General features: G+C 52.3%; 11 protein-coding genes. 10 read left to right on the top strand and 1 reads right to left on the bottom strand.

From position 1 onward, the window contains the following. Positions 1-13 precede the first annotated feature (13 nt). The 8 genes from HF894_RS01100 to HF894_RS01065 all read left to right on the top strand — a co-directional run bounded on the left by HF894_RS01100 (position 14) and on the right by HF894_RS01065 (position 10,098). On the top strand, positions 14-637 hold the full coding sequence (locus tag HF894_RS01100; RefSeq protein ID WP_021848023.1) for a DUF4290 domain-containing protein: 624 nt from the start codon (positions 14-16) through the stop codon (positions 635-637). A 50-nt stretch (positions 638-687) separates the two neighbouring features. Further along, complete coding sequence (murA, locus tag HF894_RS01095; protein WP_204970796.1) at positions 688-1,992, top strand: UDP-N-acetylglucosamine 1-carboxyvinyltransferase; 1,305 nt, start codon at positions 688-690, stop codon at positions 1,990-1,992. Between the two features lie 4 nt (positions 1,993-1,996). Beyond that, positions 1,997-2,533 (top strand): ribosome maturation factor RimM, encoded by a 537-nt coding sequence (rimM, locus tag HF894_RS01090; protein WP_075317564.1) that lies wholly within the window; start codon positions 1,997-1,999, stop codon positions 2,531-2,533. Positions 2,534-2,553: 20 nt separating this feature from the next. After that, positions 2,554-3,420 carry a M23 family metallopeptidase gene (locus HF894_RS01085; RefSeq protein ID WP_204970795.1) on the top strand — a complete coding sequence of 289 codons (867 nt, stop codon included), beginning with the start codon at positions 2,554-2,556 and terminating at the stop codon, positions 3,418-3,420. A 14-nt stretch (positions 3,421-3,434) separates the two neighbouring features. Next, positions 3,435-4,589, top strand: a complete 1,155-nt coding sequence (locus HF894_RS01080; protein WP_204970794.1) for a 1-deoxy-D-xylulose-5-phosphate reductoisomerase — start codon at positions 3,435-3,437, stop codon at positions 4,587-4,589. 39 nt (positions 4,590-4,628) lie between these two features. Further along, positions 4,629-5,963: an RIP metalloprotease RseP gene (gene rseP, locus HF894_RS01075; RefSeq protein WP_204970793.1), complete on the top strand. Its 1,335-nt coding sequence runs from the start codon at positions 4,629-4,631 to the stop codon at positions 5,961-5,963. A 503-nt stretch (positions 5,964-6,466) separates the two neighbouring features. Further along, positions 6,467-8,434, top strand: a complete 1,968-nt coding sequence (locus HF894_RS01070) for a DUF3857 domain-containing protein (protein ID WP_204970792.1) — start codon at positions 6,467-6,469, stop codon at positions 8,432-8,434. A gap of 35 nt (positions 8,435-8,469) precedes the next feature. Continuing rightward, positions 8,470-10,098 carry a DUF3857 domain-containing protein gene (locus HF894_RS01065; protein ID WP_204970791.1) on the top strand — a complete coding sequence of 543 codons (1,629 nt, stop codon included), beginning with the start codon at positions 8,470-8,472 and terminating at the stop codon, positions 10,096-10,098. Positions 10,099-10,166: 68 nt separating this feature from the next. Here HF894_RS01065 and HF894_RS01060 read toward each other — a convergent pair whose 3' ends face one another. Continuing rightward, entirely contained in the window at positions 10,167-11,066 is a 900-nt protein-coding gene (locus HF894_RS01060) for a diaminopimelate dehydrogenase (RefSeq protein WP_021848014.1), read from the bottom strand. Between the two features lie 238 nt (positions 11,067-11,304). On the opposite strand from HF894_RS01060, the gene ruvA reads away from it, so the two are divergent. Next, positions 11,305-11,910: a Holliday junction branch migration protein RuvA gene (ruvA, locus tag HF894_RS01055; protein ID WP_204970790.1), complete on the top strand. Its 606-nt coding sequence runs from the start codon at positions 11,305-11,307 to the stop codon at positions 11,908-11,910. Between the two features lie 15 nt (positions 11,911-11,925). Continuing rightward, positions 11,926-12,915 (top strand): DUF3843 family protein, encoded by a 990-nt coding sequence (locus HF894_RS01050; RefSeq protein ID WP_204970789.1) that lies wholly within the window; start codon positions 11,926-11,928, stop codon positions 12,913-12,915. Positions 12,916-12,928 lie beyond the last annotated feature (13 nt).

The following is a 12,928-nucleotide window of genomic DNA, read 5'->3' as shown; positions in this document are numbered from 1 at the left end:
ATTTACTGAATATATGCAATATAACACCCAACAGAAACGGATGCCCCTGCCTGAATATGGTCGCAGCATCCAGAACATGGTAGACCACGCACTGACCATCGAAGACCGTGCCGAACGCCAACGTTGCGCCAACACCATCATCAACATCATGGGAGGAATGTTTCCTCACCTGCGCGACGTACCCGACTTTAAACACAAGTTATGGGATCACTTGGCTATCATGTCCGACTTCAAGCTGGACATCGACTATCCGTTTGAGGTAATCCCCAAAAACAACCTCGATGCCAAACCTGAGCCTGTGCCTTATCCCTGCACAAAAATCCGTTACCGCCATTACGGCCGCACACTGGAAGTGCTGATCCAAAAGGCATGCGAATTTCCTGAAGGGGATGAAAAGCAAAATCTGGTAGCCCTCATCTGCAACCACATGAAGAAGGACTACATGACGTGGAACAAAGACACGGTAGACGACCGCAAAATAGCAGACGATTTGTATGAACTGTCGGGCGGGAAATTACAGATGACAGATGAAATTCTGAAGCTGATGGCCGAACGAATTGACTTATACTATCGTCCGACCAAGGCCAATACCCCCAATAACAATAACAACCGAAATAACAAGAAAAAGAAATATTGAATTCTGCCCCATTAGCGGACTTCACAAACAGATCCAACAAACCGACTATCATGGCATCATTCATCATCGAAGGAGGACACAGGCTGGCAGGTGACATCCATCCGCAAGGAGCCAAGAATGAAGTATTGCAAATCATCTGCGCCACCCTGCTCACAGCAGAGAAGGTGACCGTGCACAATGTACCCAACATTCTGGACGTAAACAACCTGATTCAGCTGATGCGCGACATGGGGGTAGAAGTGTCTAAAACAGGAATTGACACCTATACCTTCCAAGCGACACGGATAGATACTGCCTACCTGGAAAGCGAAGAGTTCCTGAAGAAATGCTCCAGCCTGCGTGGTTCGGTAATGTTGGTAGGCCCCATGGTGGCACGCTTCGGCAAGGCTATCATCTCCAAACCAGGAGGTGACAAGATAGGGCGTCGGAGACTTGACACTCACTTCATTGGCATTCAGAATTTGGGAGTCGACTTCAGATATAATGAAGAGGCCGGCACGTTCGAAATAACGGCCGACCGCCTAAAAGGCACCTATATGCTACTGGACGAGGCATCTGTTACAGGTACGGCCAATATCGTCATGGCCGCCGTGCTGGCCGAAGGAAAAACAACCATTTACAACGCGGCCTGCGAACCTTACGTACAACAACTCTGCCGTATGCTGAACCGCATGGGTGCTAAAATAACAGGTATCGCCTCGAACCTGCTTACGATTGAAGGGGTAAAGGAATTGCACGGTACAGAGCACACCATCCTGCCTGACATGATCGAAGTGGGTAGTTTCATCGGCATGGCCGCAATGACAGCCAGCGAACTGACCATCAAGAACGTCTCCTACGAAAACCTGGGTATTATTCCCCAGTGCTTCCGCCGCCTGGGCATCCACTTAGAGCAGCAAGGAGACGACATCTACGTCCCTGCACAAGAGACGTACGAGATAGAGTCGTTCATCGACGGCTCCATCATGACCATTGCCGACGCCCCCTGGCCAGGACTAACCCCCGACCTGCTGAGTGTGATGCTCGTAGTAGCTACTCAAGCTAAGGGAAGTGTACTCATCCACCAGAAGATGTTCGAAAGCCGCCTGTTCTTCGTAGACAAGCTGATAGACATGGGAGCACAGATCATCCTCTGCGACCCGCACCGCGCTGTAGTCATCGGCCACAACCGTGGTTTCCGCCTACACGGCGGCAACATGACCTCACCCGACATTCGTGCCGGTATCGCCCTGCTCATTGCAGCCATGAGCGCCGACGGTATCAGCCGCATCCACAACATCGAACAAATAGACCGCGGTTATCAGGACATTGAAGGGCGTCTGAATGCTATCGGAGCAAGAATCACGAGAATCTGACCATATGATTAAACGAGAAGAAGTATATAAGATAGGTATATTCAACAAGCCACATGGTATCCATGGCGAACTGCAGTTCACTTTCACCGACGACATTTTCGATCGGGTGGAGGCAGAATACATCATTTGTCTGCTAGACGGCATCTTCGTACCTTTCTTTATCGAAGAATACCGCTTCCGCTCAGATTCCACCGCCTTGATGAAACTCGAAGGAGTGGACACTGCAGAGCGTGCCCGTATGTTTACCAACGTCGAAGTCTGGTTTCCTGTAAAACATGCAGAAAGTGCTGACAACGGTGAACTGACATGGAATTATTTCATCGGGTTTCGTATGGAAGAAATCCACCACGGTAACATAGGGGAAGTGACAGATGTAGATACTTCTACCATCAACACCCTGTTTGTCGTTGACCATAACAGCGAAGAACTATTGATACCTGCTCAAGAAGAGTTCATTACCGATATCGACCGAAAGCATAAAGTGATTACTGTCGACCTTCCCGTCGGCCTAATAGACCTTGATAAAGCAGAAGAGGAATAACCTATACACATAAAGAAGACATGCCGACCCCTAAGAAAAGAAGAAAAAGTAAAGCTTTCTGGAACAACATCAAGTTCAAGTACAAGCTGACCATCGTCAACGAGAATACGTTGGAAGAGGTGGTAGGCTTGCATGTGTCCAAGCTGAACGGCATCTCTGTACTCCTGTCCGTATTGACTGTTCTATTTCTGATAGCCTCACTGATCGTAGCTTTCACTCCACTGCGTAATTATCTGCCCGGCTATATGAACAGTGAAATCCGCGCACAAGTAGTAGACAATGCTTTGCGTGTAGACTCGCTCCAACAATTGGTAGAACGGCAGAACCTGTACATCATGAATATACAGGACATCTTCCGCGGCGACGTTAAGGCAGATACCATTCAGTCCATCGACTCATTGACAACCCTGCGTCAGGATTCACTCATGAAACGAACCAAACGGGAAGAAGAGTTTCGCAAACAATACGAAGAGAAAGAAAAATACAATCTGACAACCATAACTGCCATGTCGGCAGATGGACTAAATTTCCATTGTCCCACCAGAGGAATCGTATCATCCTCCTTTAATGCTGAACAGAAGCACTACGGTACAGATATTGCCGCTAATCCAGGCGAAAGCGTATTGGCCACTCTGGATGGCACCGTTATTCTGAGTACCTATACCGCTGAAACGGGATATGTGATACAGGTACAACACAGACAAGATTTCGTATCCACCTACAAACACTGCGGATCTCTACTCAAAAAAGAGGGCGACACGGTAAAAGGTGGAGAAGCGATCGCATTGGTTGGTAATACAGGACAGCTGAGTACTGGCCCACATCTGCATTTTGAGTTGTGGCATCGGGGCCGTGCCATCAACCCTGAAATTTATATTGTATTCTAAATAAACGATATATCATGAAAAAACTGATAGCCATACTTGGTTCCACTGGTTCAATCGGGACACAGGCGTTGCAAGTGATTGAGGAGCATCCCGACAAGTACGAAGCTTATGTACTGACAGCCAACAACCGAGTGGAAGAACTCATCGCTCAGGCACGTAAATTCAAGCCCGAAGCAGTAGTAATAGCCAATGAAGCAAAATACCAACAACTGAAGGATGCCTTGGCCGACCTGCCAGTTAAAGTATATGCTGGCGAGGAAGCACTTTGCCAAATAGTACAGGAGAAACCGATAGACATCGTACTGACAGCAATGGTAGGATATGCAGGACTGCGCCCCACGATAAATGCCATCCGTGCACGCAAGGCTATTGCCTTGGCTAATAAGGAAACGTTAGTGGTAGCAGGAGAACTCATCAATCAACTGGCACGCGTAAACCGCACCCCCATCCTGCCAGTCGACTCGGAACATTCTGCCATCTTCCAATGCCTGGCCGGAGAAGCAGGCAACGCTATTGAAAAAGTAATACTTACGGCTTCCGGAGGTCCTTTCCGCACGTTTAGTCACGAACAACTGAAGACGGTAACCAAAGAACAGGCACTGCGCCACCCCAATTGGGACATGGGAGCCAAAATCACGATCGACTCGGCTTCGATGATGAACAAAGGATTTGAAGTAATAGAGGCCAAGTGGCTCTTCGGCGTACGGCCGGACCAAATAGAAGTAGTAGTCCATCCGCAATCGGTCATACACAGCATGGTACAGTTCGAAGACGGTGCAGTGAAGGCACAGCTTGGCATGCCGGACATGCGCCTGCCCATCCAGTATGCCTTCTCCTACCCCGACCGCTTGCATGCCTCGTTTCCTAGGCTGGACTTCACGAAATGTACAGAGCTCACTTTCGAACAACCGGATACTACGCGTTTCCGCAACCTAGCACTGGCCTACGAAGCCCTGCACCGTGGAGGAAATATACCCTGCATCGTCAATGCTGCCAACGAAGTCTGTGTGGCTGCTTTCCTACACGACCGCATCTCGTTCCTCGGTATGAGCGACGTAATTGAAAAGACCATGGAGCGCGTAGCTTTCATCCAGCAACCTACCTACGAAGATTATGTTGCAACAGACACCGAAGCGCGCTGTGTAGCAAAAAGCTTGATAAACAAATAATTGAATTTTAATAATTGATAATTTATAGTTGAATAAATAATGGAAACATTTTTGATTCGTACCCTACAACTTGTCATGAGCCTTTCGCTGCTCGTCGTCATCCACGAAATGGGGCACTTCCTCTTTGCCCGCCTCTTCAAGACGCGGGTCGAAAAGTTCTGCCTCTTCTTCGATCCCTGGTTCACACTGTTCAAGTTCAAACCCAAGAACAGCGAAACGGAATATGGAATCGGCTGGCTACCGCTGGGCGGATACGTTAAAATTGCTGGTATGATAGACGAGTCGATGGATACCGAACAGATGAAACAACCCATGCAGCCATGGGAGTTTCGCGCCAAGCCCGCATGGCAACGACTGCTCATCATGGTGGGCGGCGTACTGTTCAATTTCCTGCTCGCCCTGTTCATCTACTCCATGATTCTCTTCGCTTGGGGCGACTCTTACATCCCCGTGCAGAAGGTACCACTTGGCATGGACTTCAATGAAACCATGCATCAGGCAGGATTCCGCGACGGCGACGTGCTGATTTCAGCCGATGGCGTACCTTTCGAGCGCATGGGCAGCGACTTGCTGACGGCCATTGTCGATGCCCGCCAAGTGACGGTGCTGCGCGACGGCCAAGAGGCTTCAGTTTACATTCCCGATAACTTGATGGACCGCCTGCTGGCAGACAGTACTCGCTTTGCCGATTTCCGCTACCCGTTTGTCATCGACAGCATCGTGGATGGACGTCCTGCTGCCTTGGCCGGACTGCAACCGGGCGACAGCATCACGCAGCTGGACGGACGCAACATCGCCTACTTCGACTTCAAGGAAGAGATGCTGAAACGTAAGGCTGACGGACAGGCCTCGCACGACATCTGCCTGACCTACGTGCGAAGCGGCGTGACCGATACCCTGACGCTAACCACCGACTCGCTCTACGAAATAGGCATCACGGCCGACATGCGTACCTCCCACCTGCTACCCGTGGTGAAGAAGGAATACACCTTCTTCTCCTCCTTCCCCGCCGGCGTCATGCTGGGTGTGAACACACTGAAGGGCTACGTGGGACAAATGAAATACCTCTTCTCCAAGGAGGGCGCCAAGCAGCTGGGTGGCTTCGGCACCATCGGCAGCATCTTCCCCGCTACGTGGGACTGGCACCAGTTCTGGTACATGACAGCTTTCCTCTCCATCATTTTGGCCTTCATGAACATTCTGCCTATTCCTGCCCTGGACGGCGGCCACGTGCTGTTCCTCATCTACGAGATTGTGGCACGCCGCAAACCCAGCGACAAGTTCATGGAACGTGCGCAGATGGTGGGCATGTTCCTACTTTTCGCCCTACTTCTTTGGGCGAACCTGAACGATGTACTGAGGTTCATTTTCTGACCTGTTAATAAACAGGCGGATTCCCCCTCCCCCATACGCGGGCGACCCGGACCTGCACGGACTGACTGCATCAGCATTTCGTGCCTGTCCGAGCCGCCCGCGTTTTTTTTCGCGTTCCAGTTTCAAGAAAACGCCATCTTAGTGAGATAAGGTTATCCAGTTTTGGGAAAGTACTATCTCAGCGAGATGAAGCTTTCCAGCTTCGGGAAAGTGCTATCTCAGCAAGATGAAGCTTTCCAGCTTCGGGAAAGTGCTATCTTGGCAAGATGAAGCTTTCCAGCTTTGGGAAAGTGCTATCTCAGCGAGATGAAGCTTTCCAGCTTTGGGAAAGTGCTATCTCAGCGAGATAAAGTTTTCCAGCATCTGAAAAATATCATCGCAGCGTCAGCAAGCTTTCGCAAACCGCGAAAGCTTGCTTTTTCGAACGGAAAATCTTACCTTAGCACGCCGATACAGCGACAACGAAAAAAAGACAAGCCTGTTCCAAACTAAAATCAAACGATATGAGAAAAACAACTGCTACCTTGGCCGCCGCCCTGCTGTGCGGAGCGACGGCTCTCCAGGCCCAGTCGTGGAAGGCCTATGAACGGACGACCTTGCAGGACGAGGCCTACGCCCGACACGATTGTGTCAACCTGCTGGACAGCACCAGCGTCACGGTACAACCCAGCGGACAAGGTTCGTTCGCCGTGTGCCGCACCGTCAAGGTGCAGACACCTGCCGGCGCCCTGCGCCAGCGCGTACTGAAGTACGACTACGACCCGCTGACGGCTGCCGCCCGCTTCCGTCGGGTCACCGTCCACCATGCCGACGGTACGAAGACCGAAGTGGATGTATCGAAAACCCTGGACTATGCCGCACCCGCCCGTGCCATCTACTGGGGTGCCCGTCAGATTATGATCGAGCTGGGGCAGCTGAAGCCCGGCGACGTCATTGACTACGAAATAGACAAGAAGGGATTCACCTATGCCCTGCTGGCCGACATGCCTCAGGACGGAGACGACTCACGCTTCATCCCGCCCATGCGCGGCCAGTTCTACGACATCGTGCCCTTCTGGAGCAGTGACCCGACGGTGCGCAAAGTCTACCGTGTCAGTCTGCCTGCCGAGAAGGACATGCAGTTTCAGTTCTACCAAGGCAGCTGCGCCTCGTCCCTGCGCTACGAAGACGGACGCAAAGTCTACACCTTTGCCTCGGACGGCCTGATGCCTTTCCGCCGCGAGCCGAACATGGTGGACTTCTACGACGCCGCGCCCAAACTGATGATGTCCACCACTGCCGACTGGCGTGAGAAGTCGCGCTGGTTCCATGGCGTCAACGAAGACTACGGCAGCTTCACCGCCATCCCCGAAGCCCAGCGCAAGGTGGACGAACTGATACGCGGCAAGAAGACCGACCTGGAGAAGATAGCCGTGCTGACCCACTGGGTGGCCGACAACATCCGCTACGCCGGCATCACCATGGGCAAGGGCGAAGGCTTCACCCTGCACAACCTGAAGATGAACTACACCGACCGCTGCGGCGTGTGCAAGGACATCGCGGGCACACTCATCGCCTTCCTGCGCATGGCGGGCTTCGAAGCCTATCCGGCCATGACGATGGCAGGCAGCCGCGTAGAGACCATCCCTGCCGACCACTTCAACCACTGCGTAGCCGTGGTACGCCTGAAGGACGGCACGCTGATGCCTCTCGACCCCACGTGGGTGCCCTTCTGCCGCGAGCTGTGGAGCAGTGCCGAACAGCAACAGAACTACCTGCCCGGCACGCCCGAAGGCACCGACCTCTGCCTGACACCCGTCTCCGCTCCCGAGAACCACTACGTCCGCATCCACGCCGACAACCGCCTCTCCGCCGACGGCACCCTGCGAGGCAGCTTCACCATTGAAGCAGAAGGACAGAGCGACAGCAACATCCGCCGCATCTTCACCACCGGCTTCCAGAGCGAGTGGCAGAACACGATGGAGCGCCAGCTGCTGAACGTTTCTCCCAAGGCACGCCTCCTCAGCGTGGACTACGGACGCAACCCGAAGGACTATCAGAAGGCTCCCATCCGCATCACCTTCCGCTACGAAATACCCGACTATGCCCTGGCGGGCGACGGCAGCGAGATGGTCTTCAAGCCTTTCGTGCTGAACAACCTCTATACGCAAGTGATGTCCTACCTGCGCATCGACACCAGTCTGGAGACACGTCAGTATGGTTTCAAGGACGGCTGTTCGCGTCTGGTGGAACTGGACGAAACACTCCGTCTGCCCTCGGGCTACCAACTGGCAGGAGAACCACGTCAGGATAGCCTCAGCGGACAGGCAGCCGACTTCGAAGGTTCCATTGCCCAGGAGGGCAACCGCCTGACCGTGAAGACCCGCCTCGCCCTGAAGAAGCGCGTCTATGAGGCAGCCGACTGGAACAGCTTCCGCCAGGCCGTCAACACCGCCAAGAGCTACGGCCAGTACCTCGTCGTAAAGAAATGAACCGATTCGTCAAACACTCAAAACAAAGAAGAAGAATGAAAACAATCCATCTATATATAGGTGTGCTTGCCCTGTTCCTGTCCATGACCCTCACCGCACAGGCCGCACCCGAGGCACGTTTTGGCAAGCTGTCGAAGATCTACACCCTGCACGCCGACGGCAGTCAGGAACTCCGCGTACAGAAAGAACTGACCCTCTACACCCACGCCGCCATGAACAGCCTCTACGGCGAAACGTTCATCGTCTACGATCCGCAATACCAGCAGCTCGAAATACACGATTCGTACACGCGGCAGAAGGACGGCACCATCGTCCGTACTCCCGACAACGCCTTTGTCGAAGTGTTGCCCTCCGCAGCCACCAATGCCCCTGCCTATAACGGGCTGAAGGAAATGGTCGTAGTACATACCGGCCTGGAACTGGGCGCCACCATCTGCCTGGACTACTCCATCAAGAGTCGTGCCGGCTACCTGCCCGAACTGGACATCTGTTGCCCTATAAAAGAGCTGTCGCCCATCGACGAATTCACTTTACGCATCGAAGTACCTGAAGGAAAGACACTGCACTACGAACTGTTGAACGCTTCCGCCCGTCCGACTGAAACGAACAAGGACGGCATGAAATCCATCACCTGGAAGTTGAAGAACGTAAAACCGCGTCCCTATTCCTATCCCTCGTTACGTAGTAGTCTGGGCACAGTGCAGCAAGTAGCTTCCGGCATGATGCCCGTCATTGTGGCCTCTACCTGGGCCAGCTATGCCGACGCACTGAAGTCTCTTGCCCGGCAATTCGTCCCCGGCGACCGCACTGTCATCGAAGCCAAGTTGACCGAACTAAAGCAAGCCGCCCAAAAAGACAGCAGCGACCTGCGCAGCGCCATCGCCACCTACATGGACGGCCTCTACCGTTCCGCCCAATGCAAAGTGTCGCTCGGAGAAGCGGGCTACCGCCTACGTCCGGCTTCGGAAATCATCCGTAGTGCCTACGGTACACAGGCCGAACTGGTCAACCTGGATGTCGCCCTGCAACAGGCTGCCAGTCTCAAAGCCGAAGTAACCATCTGTGCCCTTCACCCGGCGGAAGTGGACAACCTCGGTTTGGGAAGCATCATATCCCTCGTCGTAAAATCGGATGCCACCCCGAAAGGTGTAGTGCTACAAGGTACGGACGAAGCCAGGTTGCAAGGCTACATGACAGTGACCGACCTACAGGCACAACCTTTGGAATTGAAAGCACCCGAAGTTCAAGACACTCAGAAAGCCGTATTGGAAGTCAAAGCCGACAACTCGCAAACACTGCCCGAAGGATGGCAAGTTGTCAACTTGAAGCCGATATCGGCTGCTCTTCCGCTCTATGCCTATGCTGCCAATACCACCATCCGCGAGAACATCCTGCTTCCGCAGACCGTGGACGTGACCAGCGAAACGCTGATCAAACTGCCCGAAGGTACTACTTGGAGTCCGAAGGCTGACAAGGTAGTGGCCAACAAGTGTGGCAAAGTATCGTTCACTTACCACCCCACTACAGATGGGATAACCGTCACCCGCAGCCTTAGCATCATGCAACAGTTGCTCACACCTGAAGTCTACCGTGACTTCTACGCCCTGATGGCTGAATGGCGCGATACCAACAACCATACATTGCTGTTAAAACCGGCGAAGTAAGATGAAAATAAAACGAGGGCGCATCCAACAGGACGCGCCCTCACCGTTTATTATATATAGGTCAGGGATTATACCAAATGAGAGATCCATTCCTCGCGCTCGCCCGGCAACAGGTCGATAACGGGAATTTCGATCATTGTATAACAGCCCGGCTGCTGACGCATGGCCGCACGTGCCACACAAACCAATACCTGAGCTGTCAGAGCCGGATTGTTGATGCGCATGTTGAACTCAAACAGCTGGTTCTGCGTCTTGCCTGAAACACCCTTGCGAGTCAGATTCACACCGTGTCCCATATCAAGCAGTGCATCCACACTGGGCACCAGCTTCACGTGTGTTTCGTCGTTCACGAAGTAAGGATCGGCCTTGATGGCAGCAGCCACCTTGTCGAAGTCATAACCCTCGTTCAGTTCGATGTACACCATACGACGATGAATGCCCGTACCGGTAGGAATCGTCATAGACAAAGCAGCCTTCACACCTTCGATGGCTTTCACGGCTACCGTGTGTCCCATACTCATGCCCGGACCGAAATTGGTGTACGTGATGCCCTTCGGGGCGATAGCCTCCAGCAGTGTACGCACTACAGAGTCACTTCCCGGATCCCAACCGGCCGAAATGATAGAAACGGTGTTGTGAGCCTTGGCCTCGGCATCCAGCGTACGGCGCAGGTCGGCAATACCCGTATGGATATCGAAGCTGTCCACGGTATGGATGCCCAGTGCCAGAATCTCCTTGGCATACTTCTCCACACTGCGGGTCGGCGTACAGAGGATGGCTACATCCACACTTTCCAGTTCCTTGATATCTTTTACCACAGGATAGTCATTCAGTTCGGCCGGACGGTTCTCGGCGCCTGCACGACGCACTACACCGGCAATTTCAAAATCAGGCGCAGCCTGCAAAGCTTGAAGCACATAGTGCCCGATATTGCCATAACCAACGATGGCAGCTCTTACTTTTTTCATACTTTTATCGAATTTAATTATCAGTTTTCTGTTTTGCGGGTACAAAAGTAGTCATTATTCTTTAAACTTGAACATAAAACAGTTCATTCTTCCATTTCCTTTTTTCTTTATTAAGACTATTTTATAGCCAAGAGATATTTTGTACATTTGCACCAGACATAAAACAAGACAAGTAAAGCATTTGTTCGAGCAGACCACAAAACACTGTTCTGGAACAGCTACAACGAAACTTTTTGATATGATAGAATACATCCGAGGCGAACTGGCCGAACTCACTCCGGCAGCCGCCATCATCGACTGCAATGGTGTGGGCTACCTGGCCAGTATCTCACTCAACACTTATTCGGCCATTCAGGGCAAGAAGTCCTGCAAACTCTACGTCTACGAAGCCATCCGCGAAGACGCCTACCAGCTTTACGGCTTTGCCGACAAACAGGAGCGCGAACTTTTCCTACTGCTCATCTCAGTGTCAGGCATCGGCGGAAACACCGCCCGCATGATACTCTCGGCTCTGTCGCCTGCCGAACTCATCAACATCATCAGTACGGAGAACGCCAACCTGCTGAAGACAGTAAAAGGTATCGGCCTGAAGACTGCCCAGCGCATCATCGTGGACCTGAAGGACAAGATGAAGACCGGTTCTGTAGCCGCGGCAATGGGTGTCGAGCCGGGACTTCCGCTCGCCACTACTGCCAACAACGAGGTGATGGACGAAGCCGTAGCCGCCCTCACCATGCTGGGCTTTGCACAGGCTGCTTCGCAAAAAGTGGTACTGGCTATTCTCAAGGAAACCCCCGACGCTCCGGTGGAACAAGTGATCAAACTGGCTTTAAAAAGACTTTAAAACGCTATTTCATCCATGAAAACCACTTCTACTATCTATATGAAACGCTGGTTGGAGGCCAACGGACGTACCCGAACGCTACCCGGAGACTCATGGTATCTGAATTTCACCAACGAAATGCTCCCCCTAATTGCAGCTTCCCCCTTGTTTGCCAACAAGACTGCTGACAAGATAACTAAAACGGTTTTGGACATAACCCTTTACTTCCAGGATGCCATTGCTCAAACCGGAGGCTGGAAAGCATTCACCACCCGTTACGGCACGTTGTACGGACAACCGTTACCGTTCTACCCCTGTACAAGCTATATTGATGACGAAATCAATTGGGATGATGTCTGTTTCCTCCTGTGGAAAAACCTGTCTGATGTTCATCCTTCTTTCTATTTCCAGAATCCTTCCGAAAAGTCATTGCTAACCCTGGCTCGACAACTCTATGACCGGATGGACTCCCTTTTCGAAGAAGCCCCCATCAACGAAATTTCCTCTCCGGAAACATGGGTCATGGACCTCAACCTGCTGGAAATACCTTTCGTTCCCCTGCCCGAAGTCACTCCCGACAGTCGGTTGACCAAGGATGTGGAACGCTGCCTGCAATACAGCCAAGGAAATCCCCTGCTCTATTTTGCAACTTACGAAGAACTACGCGTCTTCCTCATCGGTACACTGGAGTGGGAAGATCATCCCGATGGCATACTGGCTGACCTGAAAGCTGAAAAGGACTTTGTAGTCTATGCCAACACCAAAGGCATGCTACTGGCTCCCGGCGTAGCTGCCTGTTTCCGTGATTCCCACAATCCAGCCTATGATGCACAGACTGCCACAGCCGAAGGTTACGAGTTGTTCTGCCTGCCCGGCCGTTGTCCATTCGATCTGTTGAAGTATGGTATGCAGAACAACCTCTTGTGTGATGTCGCCCTCCCTTTCAACAGAGGTCGGGAAATACTACAGCAGAACTGGGATTTCATTGCCCGTTACTTTCTGGGAGAATATTATGAAGGAGACTAAGAATTATAGAATC

The sequence above is a fragment of the Caecibacteroides pullorum genome (assembly GCF_019239235.1).
In the GTDB taxonomy this organism is placed as follows: Bacteria; Bacteroidota; Bacteroidia; order Bacteroidales; family Bacteroidaceae; genus Bacteroides; species Bacteroides pullorum.
The sequence above is the reverse complement of the archived record's forward strand: the minus strand, read 5'-3'. Positions and strand labels throughout refer to the sequence as shown.